At 36.8% G+C, this 18558-nt stretch carries 20 protein-coding genes; 9 read left to right on the top strand and 11 right to left on the bottom strand.

What is annotated here, in order from left to right; genetic code table 11:
• Positions 1-55: 55 nt before the first annotated feature.
• Together F3J02_RS03245 and gltS are read right to left on the bottom strand one after the other, a co-directional pair.
• A complete protein-coding gene (locus F3J02_RS03245; protein WP_167247590.1) occupies positions 56-1003 on the bottom strand; it encodes a metal-dependent hydrolase in 948 nt (315 codons plus the stop codon).
• Positions 1004-1236: 233 nt separating this feature from the next.
• Positions 1237-2466: a sodium/glutamate symporter gene (gltS, locus tag F3J02_RS03240; RefSeq protein ID WP_167247588.1), complete on the bottom strand. Its 1230-nt coding sequence runs from the start codon at positions 2464-2466 to the stop codon at positions 1237-1239.
• Positions 2467-2992: 526 nt separating this feature from the next.
• Here gltS and F3J02_RS03235 point away from each other — a divergent pair.
• The 9 genes from F3J02_RS03235 (at position 2993) to F3J02_RS18550 (ending at position 9088) form a co-directional block, all read left to right on the top strand.
• Positions 2993-3310, top strand: a complete 318-nt coding sequence (locus F3J02_RS03235) for a hypothetical protein (protein WP_167247586.1) — start codon at positions 2993-2995, stop codon at positions 3308-3310.
• Positions 3311-3464: 154 nt separating this feature from the next.
• Entirely contained in the window at positions 3465-3659 is a 195-nt protein-coding gene (locus F3J02_RS03230) for a hypothetical protein (RefSeq protein ID WP_167247584.1), read from the top strand.
• A 94-nt stretch (positions 3660-3753) separates the two neighbouring features.
• On the top strand, positions 3754-4059 hold the full coding sequence (locus F3J02_RS03225) for a hypothetical protein (RefSeq protein ID WP_167247583.1): 306 nt from the start codon (positions 3754-3756) through the stop codon (positions 4057-4059).
• A gap of 168 nt (positions 4060-4227) precedes the next feature.
• On the top strand, positions 4228-4881 hold the full coding sequence (locus tag F3J02_RS03220) for a hypothetical protein (RefSeq protein WP_167247581.1): 654 nt from the start codon (positions 4228-4230) through the stop codon (positions 4879-4881).
• Between the two features lie 182 nt (positions 4882-5063).
• Positions 5064-6935 carry a phage capsid protein gene (locus F3J02_RS03215; RefSeq protein ID WP_216076263.1) on the top strand — a complete coding sequence of 624 codons (1872 nt, stop codon included), beginning with the start codon at positions 5064-5066 and terminating at the stop codon, positions 6933-6935.
• Positions 6936-7185: 250 nt separating this feature from the next.
• Complete coding sequence (locus F3J02_RS03210) at positions 7186-7518, top strand: hypothetical protein (protein WP_167247579.1); 333 nt, start codon at positions 7186-7188, stop codon at positions 7516-7518.
• Between the two features lie 168 nt (positions 7519-7686).
• Complete coding sequence (gene lptA / locus F3J02_RS03205) at positions 7687-8199, top strand: lipopolysaccharide transport periplasmic protein LptA (protein WP_167247577.1); 513 nt, start codon at positions 7687-7689, stop codon at positions 8197-8199.
• Between the two features lie 164 nt (positions 8200-8363).
• Positions 8364-8645 carry a hypothetical protein gene (locus F3J02_RS03200; protein ID WP_167247576.1) on the top strand — a complete coding sequence of 94 codons (282 nt, stop codon included), beginning with the start codon at positions 8364-8366 and terminating at the stop codon, positions 8643-8645.
• A gap of 188 nt (positions 8646-8833) precedes the next feature.
• Positions 8834-9088: a hypothetical protein gene (locus F3J02_RS18550; RefSeq protein ID WP_228284316.1), complete on the top strand. Its 255-nt coding sequence runs from the start codon at positions 8834-8836 to the stop codon at positions 9086-9088.
• Between the two features lie 37 nt (positions 9089-9125).
• Here F3J02_RS18550 and F3J02_RS03195 read toward each other — a convergent pair whose 3' ends face one another.
• The 9 genes from F3J02_RS03195 to F3J02_RS03155 form a co-directional block, all read right to left on the bottom strand.
• The gene (locus F3J02_RS03195; RefSeq protein ID WP_167247575.1) at positions 9126-10367 is read right to left on the bottom strand and encodes a mechanosensitive ion channel family protein; all 1242 of its coding nucleotides are present in this window, start codon (positions 10365-10367) and stop codon (positions 9126-9128) included.
• A 120-nt stretch (positions 10368-10487) separates the two neighbouring features.
• Positions 10488-11027 (bottom strand): DUF2058 domain-containing protein, encoded by a 540-nt coding sequence (locus tag F3J02_RS03190; protein WP_167247574.1) that lies wholly within the window; start codon positions 11025-11027, stop codon positions 10488-10490.
• 3 nt (positions 11028-11030) lie between these two features.
• A complete protein-coding gene (locus tag F3J02_RS03185) occupies positions 11031-11711 on the bottom strand; it encodes a YoaK family protein (RefSeq protein ID WP_167247573.1) in 681 nt (226 codons plus the stop codon).
• 6 nt (positions 11712-11717) lie between these two features.
• Positions 11718-12920 (bottom strand): serine/threonine transporter SstT, encoded by a 1203-nt coding sequence (gene sstT / locus F3J02_RS03180; protein ID WP_167247572.1) that lies wholly within the window; start codon positions 12918-12920, stop codon positions 11718-11720.
• 197 nt (positions 12921-13117) lie between these two features.
• Positions 13118-14818 carry a SulP family inorganic anion transporter gene (locus F3J02_RS03175; RefSeq protein WP_167247571.1) on the bottom strand — a complete coding sequence of 567 codons (1701 nt, stop codon included), beginning with the start codon at positions 14816-14818 and terminating at the stop codon, positions 13118-13120.
• An 81-nt stretch (positions 14819-14899) separates the two neighbouring features.
• Positions 14900-15211, bottom strand: a complete 312-nt coding sequence (locus F3J02_RS03170) for an ArsR/SmtB family transcription factor (protein ID WP_167247570.1) — start codon at positions 15209-15211, stop codon at positions 14900-14902.
• Positions 15212-15771: 560 nt separating this feature from the next.
• Positions 15772-16338, bottom strand: a complete 567-nt coding sequence (locus tag F3J02_RS03165; protein ID WP_167247569.1) for a TetR/AcrR family transcriptional regulator — start codon at positions 16336-16338, stop codon at positions 15772-15774.
• A 485-nt stretch (positions 16339-16823) separates the two neighbouring features.
• Positions 16824-17330 carry a hypothetical protein gene (locus tag F3J02_RS03160; RefSeq protein ID WP_167247568.1) on the bottom strand — a complete coding sequence of 169 codons (507 nt, stop codon included), beginning with the start codon at positions 17328-17330 and terminating at the stop codon, positions 16824-16826.
• 36 nt (positions 17331-17366) lie between these two features.
• Positions 17367-18422, bottom strand: coding sequence for a linear amide C-N hydrolase (locus F3J02_RS03155; RefSeq protein ID WP_167247567.1), 1056 nt, complete (start codon positions 18420-18422; stop codon positions 17367-17369).
• Positions 18423-18558 lie beyond the last annotated feature (136 nt).

Below are 18558 nucleotides of genomic sequence, written 5' to 3'. Positions count from 1 at the left end.
TTAAGGGTGTAATGTCTAAAAGTACGATATTGATCAGACGGAAATTGTAAAGAATTTAACTTGCTACAGGCGCCTTGCCTGAGTTTTGTGTCATTTGCTCAAAATACTGTACTGCTGGTGAGCGGGCCATATAAGCCAACGCCTGTGCAGTATCTCCTTCATGGACTGGGTTAAATTTTGGAGATGTCCAACGTAATGTTGCTTTCCATAAATATTTAATGGTTGGCAGATTGTCAGTTTGGGTTGCTGTTTTTTCAAATTCGCGGATAAAGCTAAAGAATCCACGGCGCATTAGTTTTTGAATATCTTGATGTTCTAAATCTTGTTGACCAAGGCTGCGTGCAAAATCTGCGAGGAAGAAGATGAACAGTGGGAACACGCCCATCATGATCACTTGCCTAGAGATATAAAAGCCGAACTTGTTGGTGAGTAAATGTTCAAAAAGGTCATATGCGACACAGCGATGTTCAACTTCTTCGGCTAGATGCCAACGAAACAAATCGGTCATTGCAGGGTCTGCTGTATCCCATGATTTACTATCAAGTGTCCACTGACCAATTGTTCCAGTGAAGTGCTCAATCGCGGCGATCACACCAACGCGGAATAACAACCAGTACTCATCTAGCTTTTCACCTTTTAGATAAGGAATACCTAAAGGCTTGTCTCCTAGAAGAATATTAAAAATAAAGTGAGCTCGATTTAACGGGTCTTGGATGTCATAGCCATTTTCTCTCAAGAAATCTTGTGCTTTTTCATGTGCACGCGCATGCGCCGCTTCTTGGCGAACAAATCCAATCACTTCTTGTTTTAGATTTTCATCAGTAACGTAGGGTACTGCCTTATTAAAAACACGGCAGAACCAAAATTCACCAGCGGGTAACAACATATTGATGCCATTGGCAATGTGAGAGCATAAAGGATCGTTTGGCATCCAACAAACGGAAGACTCTGAAAAATCAAAATGTACTTTTCTAGCTTTAAGCTGATGATTCTCTGTGATCATACCTGTCACCCAATATTAAATTACGAATCAATTTGAATAAGTAATTTTTAGCATTGAGTAAAATTGTTCACCATGTGCATATAGGACAAAAATAAGGTTTTAATCGATTTTAAGGATAAAATATGAAGTTTTTTGCTTAATAATGTTTTAAAAAACAGACATAAAAAAGCCATATCTATTGGAGATATGGCTTAAATAGACCCAATCAAGCAGCCATTTCTATGGCTTGGTGATTAGCCAAAGATTTGTAAAATACTTTGAATGACAACAACGTTGACAAGGTCAATAAAGAATGCACCGACAAGTGGAACAATTAAAAAGGCTTTGTGAGATGGACCATACATATTGGTAATGGCTTGCATATTCGCAATCGCATTTGGTGTTGCTCCCATACCAAAACCACACAGGCCAGAGGCCAGTACTGCTGAATCGTAGTTTTTCCCCATCACACGGAATGAGATATAAACTGCAAAGACCCACATCGCGATAGACTGAGCAATCAATAAGATGATCATTGGAATCGCAAGATCTGCCAACTGCCATAATTTCAATGAAACCAGAGCCATGGCCAAGAATAATGCGAGCGCAGTATTACCAAATACGTCTATCGAACGATCAAAGATTTCTTGCTTCAAGCCTGTTTCTAAGACATTACGCAAAAGAATACCGCCACCCAATGCCCATACAAAGGTAGGCAATTCAATTGCAGTACCAATCGTCAGGTTTTTCATGGTTTCAGCAAAAGCCAAAGCAAAGGCAAACATACCTAAAGTGACAATGGCATTATCCGCTGTGATCAAACGAACTTTTTGTGGTGCTTCAAATGTGTACTCGCTATCAGTAAGTGGAGCATCCTTATTTTCTTCGCGTATTTCAGCGTTTAAAGGCGACGCCAGATTATGCTTACGAATAAGATAACGCGCTAATGGACCGCCCATTAGACCACCTACAACCATACCAAAGGTTGCACTTGCAATTCCCATTGGTAATGCACCTTCAACCGCATATTTAGTCTCAAAAATTGGGCCCCAAGCACCTGCAGTACCTAATCCACCGACTAAGGCAATAGAACCTGCGACAACACCCATTAATGGATCAAGACCCACGAGAGAGGCAATTGTCATGCCGACGCCATTTTGAATAATGACAAAGAAAGAAATCGCAATTAAGAAGATAATTAAGGGCTTGCCACCTTCCTTAAGTTTGGCAAAATTAGCACTCAAGCCAATCGATGCGAAGAACATGAGCATGAAAGTATCTTGCATTGGCTTATTAACAGAGATGGTATAACCCGCAAATTGATGAATTAAATAGAAAATAATTGCACCGACCAAACCGCCTGCGACGGGTTCTGGGATATTGTATTTGGTTAAAAAGGGGATGTGCTTATTTAAAATGCGTCCTACATAGAGGACCAACACCGCTAGCATGAGCGTATATGTTGGATTAAGTATGAAATCCATAGATATCCTTAAAATATGAACCGTCAAGAGAGTAAAAGGCTCTCTCAGATCGCTAGAGTAAATTAAAAAAAACAGCTTTAAAATATGTGATGTGGTTAACAATTAGACATTGCTATGTATGAACAGTAGCTGCAAAAGATTTGAATAAACAAAGAGTAAAATTCCAGTAAATTTAAGCATTTAATTTAATAGTTGTTTATTTCAGAACATGTCGACTTCTGCTAGAGATTTTAGTTGTAGAGACCAATTGACCTTTATTATAAGAAATGATTCGATAGGATGATTTCTATGCATTTAAGTCGGTATAAATTTATGCTTGAAGATGCGGATGGATATTAAATGAAGCATTTAGCAACGTTTCTTTAATCATTTGTTCTAGATGGATGAGCGAAATGGCCCAAAAATTACATTCTGTAGCCAAAATATTGCAAAGTACTCCAAGACGAGAACAGAAGGCGCATTGTTTTTATTAAAAAATACAATATATTTATGCACTTATTTTTATTTTTGTTGTAAAGGTTTATTAATGAATAAAAAGCATATTATTTTGTCTACGGTTATTGGTTTAGTTGTCGGTGGTTTAATTGGTTCTTTGGGCTATTCAAAAACAGCAGCTCGTTATGATGCAATGACAACAGCGTGTGTAATGATGAACCAAGCGGTAGAGAATGAGCTGTTAACTCCAGAACAGGTTAAACAGTTAGGCGTACTGACAGGTCAAAGCCTTAAGAAAGACTATCAATCTGTTGCTTCTAAATTCAATTTCTCTGAAAAACAGTTAGCAAATGCATCGGAAGGTTCAAATTGTAGCCAGTTTATCGTTGGTGTAAACGAAGCGAAATAATTTTTGTATTATAGGAAAGCCCACTTCATGTTGGGCTTTTTTTGATTTTAGAAATATATAACTTGGTTTTATAGTGCAATAGAAAATGAAAATACTGTAGCTTAGAAAGTAGGCGTATACTGTATACAAGTACTAGAATTACATAGGCTCAAAAATGCTTGTTAAATTTGCAATACGATTCATGGGTGTCCTATTGGGGGTATTGGCATTGGCTGCCATCATTATTCATTTCTTCTTTTCGAGTAAGTTAACGACAGATTTGTGGATTATTGTGGTTCCGATTATCCTTGGTGTGCCGATGCTCACTTCTGTGATCATTGCTAAAGATGAAGAGTTGAGTATTCACTAAAAATTACAGTTTTATTGGTATAAAAGCTCATCAATAGATGGGCTTTCTGTTTTTCTGTGCTATAAAAATATTTCTAATGTACAAGGAGATTAATGTGGTTATTTCACAGATGATTCAACGCTTAGATCGAGAATATGACTTATTCATACATTCGCAAAACTATCAAAATCATAAAAATAGTGAGATGCAAATCAAAGCGCTGTTTTTAGTGAATGCTTTAAAAGTAATAAAATATCCATACACAAATTTAGTTCCTTTAGGCGGTGGAATATATAAGCTACTGAATTTTGATCATTTTGAATTAGATATTAATTTGTTCAATACACCTTCATTTCAGAATAAAACTGCTTTTATCAGTTGGATCTCTCGCTGTTTGTATCAAGATATTGATAAGAAATAGCAGAGCAAAAAAATTTTAAATAGCAGTAATAAGTACTATTGTATAAAAACTTCATAAACCCGATTGATGAATTGACCAAATATCGGGTTTAAGTTTTTATTTCAGGTATTTAAATAAAAAATAAATTATTATCTAAGCGCTTAAATTCAAATAAAAATAGGTGTGAGGATGAAAAAAATAGTTGTTGGGGTGATTGGATTAGCAGCATGCTTAATGACAGTAAATGGATGGGCAGATGAACCGTTACAAGTCAATTATGGTACGCCTCAAGCGTTAGGACAACGTACTGTCCAGCCAATCGAACAATCTTATCGAAGTGAAACAAGTAGTGGGATCGAGAGGTCTATATTTGCAGAATATTATGGTTCAAGATTAAAGTCAGATGAGATTGATGGTCACGAAAAATTAAATGGAATTGGAACGGGGATTACCTTTACTGCTTTAGATACGTTGAATTCAACATTTGGTCTGAACTATCAGAAGAATGCGGATTGGAAAAGTACGGAAATTAGTGTGAAAGGGGGATACAAGTTCTACAACTATGACAATACCTATGCAAATGCAAGTATAGGTGCAGGCTATGCATGGCTCAAAGCTGATAATCATGATGTTAAGCTACGTTATGTCACATTACCGATTGAGTTTGAGCTTGGTCATTATATTCAATCAAATGTCGCTGGTTATGTTGGACTGGGCTATAAATGGCTATATATAGAGAACTTTGATGATGTTTGTAGTGGCTATTTTTGTGATGGTACTGCATCAGATATCTTAGATATGGACGGAATTACATACAAAGCAGGTATCCGCTATAATTTTTAAGTGAATAATTACTATTGATTATAAAGGCTTATTGATAGATAAGCCTTTTTTATGTCTAAGATACGGGGTTACATAAAGTCGTTAAAATTGATGATGTTTTGATCAATACTTACCCATGCAAACAGTTAAAAATTGACGATCGATTAAGATAAAAGCTCAATGATTAATTAGAGCATTTTCAAATGACACATAATTTTGAATATAAACAAAAAAATTTAAAAACATCTCCCGCTTTGAACGTTGGTACTTCGATTATTGATCGGTTTAGCCCGAAATACTGGCGTATTGATGGTCCACAGACGATGTCTTTTGCGATTACCAATTACGCAAATGGTTTTGAAGCGTCGTTTCGTTCACGAACGACATCAGATTTAGCTGGAGTTATTTGGGATTCTTACGATGCAAAAGATCATAAGCTCCTCGCATATGAAACCAAATATGATTACACCGGTGTGGTCTGGGATTTTGACATTGAATTATCTCCATCGATGCCCGTGTTAAACAATCCAACCTTAACACCAACACTCACAGTTCAATATAAAGCCAATGGTGTAGATCAAGTTGCGTATATTGTTTTATTCAATTATGCCAGCCAACCTGCTTCACGCTCAGCGCATATTCATATTAATTGGAATACTGTTAAAGCGGGCTTCTCGGCAACTGATACTATTCCTGTTACAAATATTCAGCGAATTTCATTCTCTGGATTTAGCTCAAGTTATAATGGAAATTCGACACAACCATTGGCACAGGCTGAAGATGGTTATATCCGTGTTACTAACTCAGTGACAACGGGTCCAAATGCCAAACTTACGTTGAAGCGTGTGTCTGTGCCACAGCATAATTATGGTATGTGTACCAGTTATGACGATCATTATGATCTCAATCCACAGCGCTTGGTCGATAATATGCAGGCATTGGGCTATCACGGCTTGATTAATCATTATTGTGGGATGTCTAAATATCCTGAGCTGTCATGGAAAAGTGATATCAACAAATGGCAAATTCCAGATACTCTATTGACCAATCAAGCTGTCGTGAATCCTTGTACACGTAAATGGCATGAGCGCTTTTCTCAGGCATTACAGAGTGCTGGTATGCAGCCTGTATTTGGTGTCAGTTTTGAAATGTACTCATTAGGCGCAAATGAGTTTTGGGCGCAACGAGACTGGAATAGTAATTTAGGTCGTACAGGTTATGAACCTCCGAGTTATTTCTTTAGCCCATGTGATCAGAATGCCTTGGCTTATCTGCACAAAGCATTTATTGAGTTTGCCGATACGATGGTGGTCGGTGGGTGTCCCGTGAATATGCAAATTGGTGAACCTTGGTGGTGGTATAACCAAGGCACAGACTTACCTTGTGTTTATGATTATCCGACTAAACTCGCGTTTAACGCAGATACTGGTTTGTATGCACCAGACTTGGGGACGATCTATGACGCAATGCATAAAACGGGGACGCCGTATGATCAGTTTAAAGCATGGTTAAGAAACAAGTTGGGACAAACTTGTCGAGATATTCGAACTGTGGTTAAAACTAAATATCCAAATGCAAAAGTGTGTCCATTAATTTTCTTTCCAACCATTCGGACTCCAATTGAAACTTTAGCAACGGATATTAATTTTCCTAGCGAGCACTACACATATCCAAATTTTGATTACATTATGACAGAAGCTTATGATTGGATTTTGGAAGCACGCTTAGATTTAGCCCATCAAGCTGTTGCTGAAATTCCAAGCCAAGATCTGAACTATCCTGCGGATAAAGTGGCTTATTTAGCCGGATTTGTTCCTGATTCTTCGATTGCACATCTGTATGGATTTGATAAAACAAAATCTTATCGAACACCAATTTGGCAGCGTGTTTTTGGGGATATGCAGAATAATAACTCATTAGGGCTGATGAAGCAGCTTATTTGGGCCTATCCTCAAGTCATGCAAGATTCTGTGACGATTGATATAGGTAAGGCACCGAATGGGTTCTTTGTAGAAAATACACTATATGCACCAGTGAACGATAATACACCATACCCACCAGAGATTTATCTATAAGTAATATCTAGATGTGAAGTGGTTTGCAATTAAAACAAACCACTTCAATTTTTATCATTGATGTAGTTTTTAGGAAATTATCGACAATGAGTACTAGTCTTGTACTTATAGTATTTTAGCTTGCTCATACATCGCTAAATTTTCTTACCTAACAGGCACAAAAGATATCTATGGTGCTGATCTTTGATGGTAGATTAAGAGAGCAATCCACCTTTGTGGACTTTGATCAACTTTGGCGCACAGTATTTTTATGAAAACCAAAATTCTATTCCTAAGCCTCATCTCAATTTTATTTGTTGGTTGTAATAAGCAGCCTGAAGTGAAAAATGAGCAGGCGCAAGAGAGCTTTGAAGTCGTAGATAACAAAATTTCCGAATATATGGATATTTTAGATAACCCTGATACACCTAAAGACGTGCAGACGCGTGTTTTATGTAAAGACTATCCAAAGCTATACGAATCAAAATATATTCCTGCTCTGCTAAAACTTGCACCCAAAGACTATACACAAGAAAAATTGATATCAGATCTTAAAGTATCCACTGATTATTATGCAGAAAAGCTTGATATCACATGTAAGTAAAGACTTGTAGAGAGAGGATTTTCCTCTCTTATTCTCTAATGAGTGATATTTTCAGAAATTTCTTGTTTATGATTATAGAAAATAAGAATTAATCTCATCTTTTCTAAGCAGATTTGATAAATATGTTAATATTCTCTGCTTCTAAATTTACCGACTTAAAATAACATTATGATAAAGAAATGTTTTCCGATTATCTCGATTTTGATGTGCAGTACACCAGTTTTCGCAATGGAATCTGACTTCCAACAATCCATTTATATAGAAGCTGAAAATACGCACTATAGCCCAAACCAGAGTACTTTTACTGCTTCTAATATCCAAATCAAACAAGGTACGATCGATATTCAAGCTGCGAAAGCGATCGGAACATTACGAAATGGGCAGCCTTATCAACTTACGCTTACAGGAAGTCCAGTCAAGTTTCAGCAGAAAGTAAGCGAAGCAAAAGGCATGGCCTATGGTAAAGCCAATCGTGTCGAGTACACCACCACAGCAACAGAGATCGTATTAAAAGGCAATGCATCGATGATCTTGGATGGTTCAAGTATCTCAGGTGACACCTTGAGATATAATTTGACAATAGGTGATATTGAAGCTCAAGGTACATCTAACAAACGTGTTCAAATTATTATTCCACCTCAGAAGAAGGTTGAAATGAAACCATTAACGAGAAGTCGGTAGCATAAGTCAGCAGAAACGCTTGCGATTACTTATTTAGAGCATGAAATACTCATTCTTGTGGCTGTGCGCCAAAATCTGTCGTTTAGTTAGGTGTATGGACTTGAAAAACTGGAAATAGAACATATTATAATTTTTTCTTATTCTGATATCACAGGCGGAATACGGTGAACGAAGAAATTTTGTTACCTGCTTCACGAGCGACTGCAATTTCAAATGCAAATGTTAAAAAGTTAACTGTAGATAAAATTCTCTCAAAGATTTCCAGTACGATTAAATTAAGAGCCAGTGATGGTGATCGAGATGCGCTACAACAATTCTCAAAACACGAAGTGAGTAGTGAAGATGCGGATATCGTTGTAGATGAGTTGAAGACAGCAGGTTATCGAGTTTTTCTAAATCCTAATTTTACCAATACCAATATCCAGTTTCAGCTAGAGTGGGACTGAGTTTTCAAGACTGTAAAAAGCCCTGATTTTATTGGGGCTTTTTATTTCGTACCCGAAGATGTTTACTCTGTGATTGTACTGATATAACAAGCTTCAGTTATTGGTTTTACTCGTTATAGATATTTAATCTTTCCTTAAATGTTTAATAAAATTGTTTATAATGTATAAAACATTCAGTAGAACGAATAATGAACTTAAAAGGGCTATTCCTTACTTTATTAGGACTGGTATTGGCCTTAGTGGGCTACCTATATTGGGACTACAGGCAGACAGGGGGCTATAAAAAAAATAGTGATGGTTACTATGGCTATTCTTTCCCCATAGATAATGAATTGAACAATGTTGCAGATTGTGAATTGGCGAATACAGAGAATCCAAATGAGGCATCTGTATCAGCGGAGTGGATGCAAGGGTGTCGGAAGTACTTCGAGATTAATCATTAAAAAAAGCACCATCTGGTGCTTTTTTTAATTGTTTAGATTAGGCTTTATTGGTTTGTTCAGCAGTGAGTGCTTGAAAATCATGACCTGATGGCGCCTGATAAATTCTTAAGCCGAATTCAGGAATAATGGCAATCAAATGATCGAAAATATCAGATTGAATAGCCTCATATGAAGCCCACGCAATGGTATTGGTAAAGGCATAGATCTCTAAAGGTAAGCCTTCGCTAGTGGGTTGCATTTGACGTACCAAGATTGTTTGGTTTTGGGCAATTCCTTGATGCTGACGTAAATAGAACTCAACATAAGCCCGGAATGTCCCAAGATTGGTTAAACGACGTTGATTATATTGAGACTGGTTACTCAAGTGATTATTGAACTCTTCAATTTCTGATTTTTTAGCATCGAGGTATTGATCTAATAGCAAGAAGTCTTTTAACTTTTGCTGTTCTTCATCACTCATGAAGTGAACACTGCTTTGATCGAGGAACAGGGAACGTTTAATGCGACGGCAGCCAGATTGGCTCATACCACGCCAGTTTCTAAAGGTATCAGTGACCAGCTTGTTGGTTGGGATTGTGGTAAAAGTCTTATCAAAATTCTGTACAGTCACGGTATGTAATGACATATCAATGACATCGCCATCCGCATTTAACGAGGGCATTTCGATCCAATCACCAATACGAACCATGTCATAAGAAGCAATTTGCACACTGGCAACTAAAGAAAGAATCGTGTTTTGGAATACCAACATCAATACTGCAGCCATAGCACCGAAGCCTGCAAGTAAAGTAAACACATCTTTTTTCAGAAAAGTACCTAGAATCATCAAGCCGCAGACGACAAATAAGATCAGTTTAACAAGCTGTAAATAGCCTTTAATTGGCTTGTTTCTTGATTTGGGGTTGCGCTGATAGATTAAGTTAAAAATATTCAGTGCTTCGCTCACAGTGAGTGCAAGCGTCAGGAATATGAATGCCTGAGCACCCATTTGTACAAAGCTAATGAATTTCTCTGGTAAATGTGGAATCGTACTAATACCATTCATGATCACAATTGCAGGAACGATATTTGCAAAACGCCGTGTCACACTATGCTGTGCGAAAATTGATTGATTTGGGGATTTAAATTTTGTAATTAAATGGCGAATACCACGAACAATAATTCTTTTCGCAATAAAGTTTGCAAGCACTGCAAACAAAATCAAAATTGTTAATGCAACCGCTGTTTCTAGCCATGGGTAATGGCTTAACTCGCTACGCATATACTTTAAATAATCCAAACCCAAAACACCTTATAAATTCTTTGAGCGGAAATTGTAAGGCGTAATGGTGTTTTATATTAACTTGATCACAGTTTATATACGATTTGTAAAGGCGTTTTTACATAACGATGAAGAGGATTACCACATGAGATCATCAGGAATCACATATGCTGCATATGGATCTTCCTCATCAGTGGTTTGATCATTTCTCTCGGTATTGTTATTCACCAAGATAAAACCTTGCATTTTCTGATCAATTTTTTCTGCAAGTGCTTTAGGTAAGTAAGCATAGTTGTCTTGGTCTTTGGCAATCACAAGTGAACCAGAAACAAGTGCATTATAAACTTGTTGTGAAAGATAGACTTTTTTGATTTTACCTTCATCAATAAATTGATAGGTTACATCGCCATCTATATCTTTAACTTTGTGATGCTTGATCATTTGTATGATAGATGCTTTTAAGGCTTTTTCTTCTAATACGTTCTGCTTTTCTAAATTTAATGCTTGGTCTTTGGCTAACTTTTCTCGCTTGGCGCGATCAATTTCAGCTTTCAATGCGACATCATCATTTTGTCCAGTACGTTGCTCATGTTGTGCTTGCTTGGTTAATTTCTTTGCTTTTTTATTATCGACCAAACCCGCTTTTAGTAGTTGAGCTTGCAATGCATTTTTAACCATAATTCAATCCAAATTTGAGTTTGATAAAGAGCGAAAATAGAAAACCCAGTAGGCGATACTCATCGAGAGACTAAGCCCAGCAGGGACGAGAAAGGTTTGTAAGTTTAAATAAGGATAAAGCACACTCGCAATCAGTCCACCACATAAAAAACCAATAAAGATTAATAGATGCAGAAAAATACGGCGTTTTTCTACTTTTAAGCCGCGTGCTTTATAGCCTAATGCTAAACCAATATCAGTAAGTACACCAGATAAGTGCGTTGTGCGAATAATTGCACCTTTATAATGGCTCACCATGGCATTTTGTACACCCATTGCAACACAAGCCCATAATAAGCCATAGCGTGGAAAATACGGAAGCAATAACCAAGTGAGGAATAGAAAGATAGCAACTAAACTGAGGGGAAGACCATAGCGCCGTCCGAATGCGACGTTACCATTACCAAGAATCAGACCACTGTAAAAAGAGCCGATGACAAAGCAAATGACCACAAGGCTGAGGTAGACAAAATGTTCAGGCTGCCAGTCGAGCAAACTCATTGCTAACATACTGACATTGCCTGTCATGTGTGACACGGATTGATGTAGGACTGTAAATAAGCCCAGAACGTTTACCATCCCTGCATTCAGTGCCAGTAAGAAAGCACCGAGTTGAATCCAGTTGGGTAAACGTTGAAGTGGCATATCAACCTATGATCTTGGATGGTCTCTAAAATCTACTGCAGCGGTAAACAATACATCAGTTGATGAGTTTAATGCTGTTTCCGTTGAATCTTGCAATACACTGATAATCATACCAATCGCAACAATTTGCATTGCAATCTCAGATGATATACCAAACAAGCTACAAGCAACAGGGATTAACAGTAAAGACCCACCAGCAACACCTGAAGCACCACAAGCTGAAACTGTTGCAACCACAGATAAAATAATCATTGTGCTCAAGTCAACTGGGATACCGAGTGTATGTACAGCAGCTAGGGTAAGCACAGTAATGGTCACTGCGGCACCTGCCATGTTGATAGTCGCGCCCAATGGAATAGATACACTTGCTGTTGCTTCATTGACTCCTAAACGCTGTGCTAAGTCTAAGTTCACAGGAATGTTAGCTGCTGAGCTACGGGTAAAGAAGGCGGTGATACCACTTTCTTTTAAGCAGGTAAATACTAAAGGATATGGGTTGGCTTTCATGGTGATTGCAACCAAGATTGGATTAATCACAAGCGCAACGAAGAGCATCGTACCAACTAATACTGCCAACAAATGTGCATAACTGGTCAGTGTTGCAAGTCCTGCATCTGCAAATGTCACGGCAACTAAACCAAAAATACCGACTGGAGCAAAACCAATCACGGTATGAATGATTTTATTGACGGCACCTGCCACATCTGTCAAAACTTGCTTGGTTGTATCTGAGCTATGACGTAAAGCTAGTCCTAGACCAATGGCCCAAGCCAAAATACCAATAAAGTTAGCTTCGCCAATTGCTTGTACAGGGTTCGCAATAAAACTTAAAAGTAAATTCTTTAAGATTTCAGCCAAGCTGCCTGGTGCTTGAAGTCCTGTTTCTGCAGGTAAGTGTAAAAACAATTGGCTTGGAAACAAGACACTAGCAGTTACTGCACTAAATGCAGCAAGCAACATGCCTACAACGTACAAAACAAGCACGGGTCTAATATTTGAATTTTGACCAACCTGAAAATTTGCAATTGAAGATAGAACCAGAACAAAAACTAAAATCGGTGCAACAGACTTTAATGCTTTAATGAATAATTCACCCAATAAGCTTAAGTAAGGCGTAAAGTTAGGAAACAGCAGAGCGACGCCAATCCCTAGAAAAATAGCGATAATAATTTTGCTAACTAAGCTCAAGCGAGACAGTACATTAAACATATAAAGGCCTTATAAACCTATGCACGGTTTAAGGTTAAACAAGCGCGGTATTCTATACCTAAGAACCGTGAATAATAAAATTTTTTTTGCAATTCAATTACTTTAAAAATACCGAAAAAATTAACACAATGTTTTTAAAAAAAAATTATGAAAACATGACACATCCTTTTGTTTAAAAAAAATCCAATAAAAGCCGCTCATTCTACAAGCATTTCAGGCGAAAGTGTTTGTATTGCTTGATAATGTGATAAAAATATTTGGCCAGACAGATCATTTTTAAGCTGTGATTTACACAACCGATCCATGACTGGGCTTTTTACTTCAGATAAGTGCATTTGAATATGAAGTTGGGCTAATTCATGATTAAGGTCTTCTAACATCTCCAGTGCACTAAGATCAATATTACTAATACTGGAACAATTGATCACAACATGTTGTAGCAGAGGATTTTGACTGACCTCAGTAATCACATGGCCTTTGAGTACATGTGCATTTAGAAAACTCAGATTCTCATCTACACGAAAAGAGACCACTGCTGGTGTTGTAATTACATTGTAGTTTGATATGTTTCTAAAGTGTTGAGTTCCTTCAATTAATCCGATCACGGCAATATGTGGGCGACTAATTCGCCAAAGCAGAAGAATAAATGTGAGTACAATACCAATAATTAGCCCAGTCGAAATATCTATACAGGTCACACCGAAAAAGGTAACCCACATTGCAATTCCATCGGCTTTTGAATATTTCCACGTATCAATAAATGGAGTTAGGCTGACCAGTTTCCAGATAGACACAAAAATTGTTGCGGCTAATACCGCCAACGGTAAGTTTTGGAAAAATCCTGTGAAATAGAGGCTAACAGCAATCATGAGTAATGATGAAATTACACCTGATATTGGTGTTTTTGCACCCGCATCTGCATTTACCACCGTGCGAGATAGGCTACCAGAGACGGCAAAGCCTGAATTGAGGCCAGCAGCAATGTTGGCAAAGCCTAAAGCGATGAGCTCTTGATTACTGTCCAAGTTATCGCGTTTTTGTAAAGCAGTGGCTTGTGCAATTGCAAGTGACTCCACAAAGCTAATCATTGCAATCATAAATGCGCTCGGCAGCAGTTGCAATATCAGCTCAATGTCCCAGCTCGGGAAATGAAAATTGGGTAAACCTGTTGGAATGAAGCCGACTGTTTTGATTGATTGATCATCGTTTCCGATAAAGCTAATAATTGCTATAGAGAATAAAACTACGAATAAAGGCAATGTTTTATTGAGGAAATCTGAACGAATAAATTTTGGAAAAACAAAGAGCAATAGGACACAAATAAGCCCAAAGCTAATACCTGACAAGGTGATTTTATGGAAGCTCTCAGATAAGCTCAATACAAATTCAGGGATATTCCCAGCTTGTAATGGGAGATCAAGCAAAAATTTAAACTGTCCCAAGGCAATCAGCAGGGCAGATGCGATGATAAAGCTTTGAATAACAGGATGACTAATCAGCTGAATGAGAAAACCAAAGCGTAGTAAACCTAAAATAAGAGAAATAATTCCAACCAGTAAAGCCAGTAAGTACGCAGCTTCTATGTAGGCAGTTGATCCAGTTGCAAATAGAGGGTCCAATGTTGCGAAGACCATCATCGAAATAATAGCGACAGGACCAATTGAAAGGGTCGTACTACTGCCTGTAAAGGCATATACAATCATGGGTAATATACTGGCATATATCCCCATGATTGGAGGTAGCCCTGCTAACATTGCATAGGCCATACCTTGAGGTACCAACATGGCCAATACAATGCAGGCTGCTATAAGATCAGACTTAAAACTTGAAAATCGATAATGACTTAACCATTTTCTCGCAGGAAATAGTTTAGATAACTCTAGCTTCAACAATTTCATGCCTAATAGTCTAAATCATAAATTTGTATATATTATGCAGAAAAAATGCTAAAGAAGGTATAGGTAAATTTTTCCTAAGAATTATACGTGGGGGCAATAATTCTCATATAAGGTATTCAAAACGATTTTCAATTTTGGATCTAAAATCGAGTAGAAAATTTGTTTACCATCACGACGTGTCGATACCACATTACTCTTTCTTAACATCATGAGTTGCTGGGAAAGGGTGGGTTGAAAGATTTGGGTCAATTCTTCAATTTGTGAAACATTAAGTTCTTGCTTAGCTAAATGACACAAAATAATTAACCGATCCGTATTAGCCAGAGATTTTAGTACATTAACAATTGTACCAGCTGACTCTCTCATTGCCTCGATCTCGAAATCCTTTTGCATGCATATACTCTCTAGGTTACAGCCGTGGCTAGTATAAAGTCAGCCAAAGGAAAAATTGTAGTAAAACTGAATAATTGCAATGGTTTTTAATGAAAATGGATATTAGTAAAAGTGATAAATAAGTTGGATACTGTATAATATTTCATTAATAGTTAATTATTTGTGATTTAATTCACATTATTGTGGTTTTTATAGATTTTTATCCTGTTATAAGATATGGCCTGATATATCGAATTATCCGATTCATTAAAAATACTAAACAATAAAATTAAGTGGTTAATATAATTAATAAATATAAAAAAATTTAAAAAAAGATTGTGCTTTAGATAAAAACATATATAATGAGAAACAAGACAGAACGATCTGTCTGCATAAGAAGGATCCGAAGCGCGAAAGTGCAACGGCCAGAGGGTAATAATATTTATTATTCTTTTACACTCAGACGCAAGCGTGAGCCACAATAATAATTATAAATCACGCTTTATTTTTTTTATTCAAGTATATCTTATTTTTCAACTTTTTAAAAAATATCCCTTTATTTTTAAAGGGATATCGTAGATTTAGGCCAGCGCTTTTTCAAAATTGATCAAATGTTCAACACGTTTCCAGTATTCATCCATTTCAACAGAGTGCTTGTTGACATGGGCTTGAATCGTCATACCATCTAAAATACTGACAATCAGTGTCGCAAGATGGGTAGGGTTGCGGATATCTTGATTCTTAAGTAAATTTTCGACTAAAGCTGTTAGCCAAATTTTGTATTGAGTGGCGGGCTGTAATGTTGAAGGGTAGATCTTAATCACTTCTTCTAATGCTTTCTGAAACATACAGCCGTTAAAATCTTCACTATTAAACCAAGCAGCATACCATCCAAAGATAGCTTTAAGTTGACCAAGATAATCGTCTTGTTCACATTCTGCCAAAGTAGCATTTAATGAAGTTTGGAGATTGATGTTACGTTGCACCAAACACTCTTCAATTAACTTTTCTTTTGAAGGGAAGTATTTGTAGAAAGTCATTTTTGCAACGCCTGATTCACTAATGATTCGATCTACTCCGATCGAGTTATAGCTATGCGAATTAAAAAGTCTTAATGCTGTGCTAATAATATCTTCTTTTTTTGACATACAACGCCTCGAGTTCGCCCATCGCCAAGAGCATCATGTTGCATTTCATCATGCAATTTTGGCAGGGATTTTACATGGTATTTTGAAAATATCATAGGGAAAAATAAGATTATTTATTTAAATGATTCCTCGGCTTATATTTTCAAGTCTAGAGACTAAAAATAATATTGTATATCTATAGAAAATAACTATTAATAAAATCTTAAAACACAATAAAAGATGAGAAATATTTAAATTTATTTTATTGGTGATTATTCATCTAATTGTTTTCAAAGGATAACTACTTTTCTACTTATTTTGATTTTAGAGTAACAGTTATATTGAGACTTATTCTTGTTTGTAGGCTATGTATATTAAAGAAACGAATCTGTTTTGATAATTTCGCCTTGGGCTTATTTTTGTTCTATTTCTTATGCTTAAAAAGTCAGTTACTTATAGTTAAAATAAATAACTGACTTTAATCGCATAATTTTCTATTTCAGGTTTTATTTTTGTTGAGTAGGCAGCGTGCTAATCAGTTTTACAAAGTTATGATAAAGCATCGATTGCTGGCTTGGGGTGTAGACTGAGCGTTTAATTTTCCCCTTATCTGTTTCAATAACTAGCTCAACATTTTGTGCTTTGTTTAACTCGTACAAGAATGTGCTTGGAAGAATGAAGCTATTTGATGAGCGTCTTGGAATCAGTCGGTTGATATTTTTTTGCTGTGTTGGTCCTACAGCTGTGTAAGCAAAATTTTTACCATCGATAAAGAAAGTGATCCCTTTGATATCGTAGTAGTCATAACTACTGTTTAGAACGGTTTCGACTCTTAATTGCTCTTTATGTTGTTTGTCCCATTCAACAAAAACATTAGGACAAAGTTCGTTTGTTTTACAGGTTAAAGAACCTGCTGTTGCTAGATTGTCTGTTGAAGGTACAGAAGAGTCTGGTAAGGTTGAGCAACCACTCATAACAATACAAAGGCTAAGTAAACATAAAGTTTTATTCATCTTTCAACTCTCTAGGGCGTACTAAATATTTCAGTATTAATGATGTAATTGTGGGCCAAGAAATTCAAATGGTTTTGATACCTTAAATTGATCGGTTGCATCGCCCGCAAACGTATTTTGTTGATCTTTGCCAAGGTCAAGTTTACGCGTTAAACCATCTTTAAAGTTAATTTTCTTCAAATCTACCCAAAATACATTAGGCGAAACAGCTGATTCAAAGAAATAAAGCTGTTGTTTGTGATCTGCAACCGTTCTCCAGCGCGTAGACGAGATATTTGGTTCTTCTGCTGTATTTAAGCCATATGGCACAGATGCATTACGAATCACACTAAAAACAGAAGCTAAAGCATCTTTAGGGTTATCATTTTTGGGTATCGCATTGATATAAAAGGATGCACGAGCAAATCGGTCTGCAGCTCGGTTGGTACCTGGTAGCATAACTGTCCCACCAATTTGTTGCCAATAGGTATTCAGTGCAAGTTGTTGGTCAAAGATAGGTGAGTTGGTCATAACTTGGTATTTCTTATTATGATGAATGACTTGCTTACCCCCAATATATTCAATAATCGCACTATCACCTGTTTTGTCTGATATGGATAAATGTAGGGTTGCAAGGCGTTGTTCACCTGGAACACTGTCGGTAATCAGATCAAAAGGCTCTTTTTCTAACGCATTCACCGCTTCAGAAACACTGGCAAAATTGTCCAATACGTATTGTGCCCAAGCTGAAATACTCAGTTGAGGTTTTTGAGATTTTTTAGTATCTGGGTATTGTGATTCGACTAGCCATAATACATTTGCGACTAGGCCTTTTTCATTCATGCCATCAGTTGTTGAAATATCATAGCCTGTGGCAATCACACTGCCGTATTTTGCTTTCCACTTTAAAGATTTTGGACCTGCATTGCTGTCTCGAAGTACATCACTTGGTAAAATCCATAGATTGGTTCCCACGTCGACTTTCCAGTCCATGGAGCGTGCGGTGATGATGTGGTCATTATTGCCTAAGTAGACCGCTCGGGTGCAGGCATGGCTTGTTTGTAAAGCTAAAGATGTTGTTAGAAAGGAAATGCATAGTATTTTTTTGAACATAAGTGCTACTCTTTACTGTTATATAAGAAGATGATTTCTATCAAATGTTTTTATAATCGGTTTAATCCAGTCTATAAATTTTTTATTCTTATTCAAGCTTTAAAATGTAATCATTATAAAAAGTAGGGGTTTTATT

Origin of the sequence: Acinetobacter sp. Tr-809 (genome assembly GCF_011753255.1) — a bacterium.
Lineage (GTDB): Bacteria > Pseudomonadota > Gammaproteobacteria > Pseudomonadales > Moraxellaceae > Acinetobacter.
This window is presented reverse-complemented; position numbering and strand designations above follow the sequence as displayed.

Excerpts from the sequence above, each read along its gene's own strand:
- F3J02_RS18550 (WP_228284316.1), top strand. The coding sequence starts at position 8,834 with ATGAACTTAAAAGGGCTATTCCTTACTTTATTAGGACTGGTATTGGCC.
- gltS (WP_167247588.1), bottom strand. The coding sequence starts at position 2,466 with ATGGATTTCATACTTAATCCAACATATACGCTCATGCTAGCGGTGTTG.
- F3J02_RS03155 (WP_167247567.1), bottom strand. The coding sequence starts at position 18,422 with ATGTTCAAAAAAATACTATGCATTTCCTTTCTAACAACATCTTTAGCT.
- F3J02_RS03175 (WP_167247571.1), bottom strand. The coding sequence starts at position 14,818 with ATGAAATTGTTGAAGCTAGAGTTATCTAAACTATTTCCTGCGAGAAAA.
- F3J02_RS03185 (WP_167247573.1), bottom strand. The coding sequence starts at position 11,711 with ATGCCACTTCAACGTTTACCCAACTGGATTCAACTCGGTGCTTTCTTA.
- F3J02_RS03235 (WP_167247586.1), top strand. The coding sequence starts at position 2,993 with ATGAATAAAAAGCATATTATTTTGTCTACGGTTATTGGTTTAGTTGTC.
- F3J02_RS03230 (WP_167247584.1), top strand. The coding sequence starts at position 3,465 with ATGCTTGTTAAATTTGCAATACGATTCATGGGTGTCCTATTGGGGGTA.
- F3J02_RS03190 (WP_167247574.1), bottom strand. The coding sequence starts at position 11,027 with ATGGTTAAAAATGCATTGCAAGCTCAACTACTAAAAGCGGGTTTGGTC.
- F3J02_RS03215 (WP_216076263.1), top strand. The coding sequence starts at position 5,064 with ATGACACATAATTTTGAATATAAACAAAAAAATTTAAAAACATCTCCC.
- lptA (WP_167247577.1), top strand. The coding sequence starts at position 7,687 with ATGATAAAGAAATGTTTTCCGATTATCTCGATTTTGATGTGCAGTACA.
- F3J02_RS03210 (WP_167247579.1), top strand. The coding sequence starts at position 7,186 with ATGAAAACCAAAATTCTATTCCTAAGCCTCATCTCAATTTTATTTGTT.
- F3J02_RS03165 (WP_167247569.1), bottom strand. The coding sequence starts at position 16,338 with ATGTCAAAAAAAGAAGATATTATTAGCACAGCATTAAGACTTTTTAAT.
- F3J02_RS03220 (WP_167247581.1), top strand. The coding sequence starts at position 4,228 with ATGAAAAAAATAGTTGTTGGGGTGATTGGATTAGCAGCATGCTTAATG.
- F3J02_RS03160 (WP_167247568.1), bottom strand. The coding sequence starts at position 17,330 with ATGAATAAAACTTTATGTTTACTTAGCCTTTGTATTGTTATGAGTGGT.
- sstT (WP_167247572.1), bottom strand. The coding sequence starts at position 12,920 with ATGTTTAATGTACTGTCTCGCTTGAGCTTAGTTAGCAAAATTATTATC.
- F3J02_RS03170 (WP_167247570.1), bottom strand. The coding sequence starts at position 15,211 with ATGCAAAAGGATTTCGAGATCGAGGCAATGAGAGAGTCAGCTGGTACA.
- F3J02_RS03245 (WP_167247590.1), bottom strand. The coding sequence starts at position 1,003 with ATGATCACAGAGAATCATCAGCTTAAAGCTAGAAAAGTACATTTTGAT.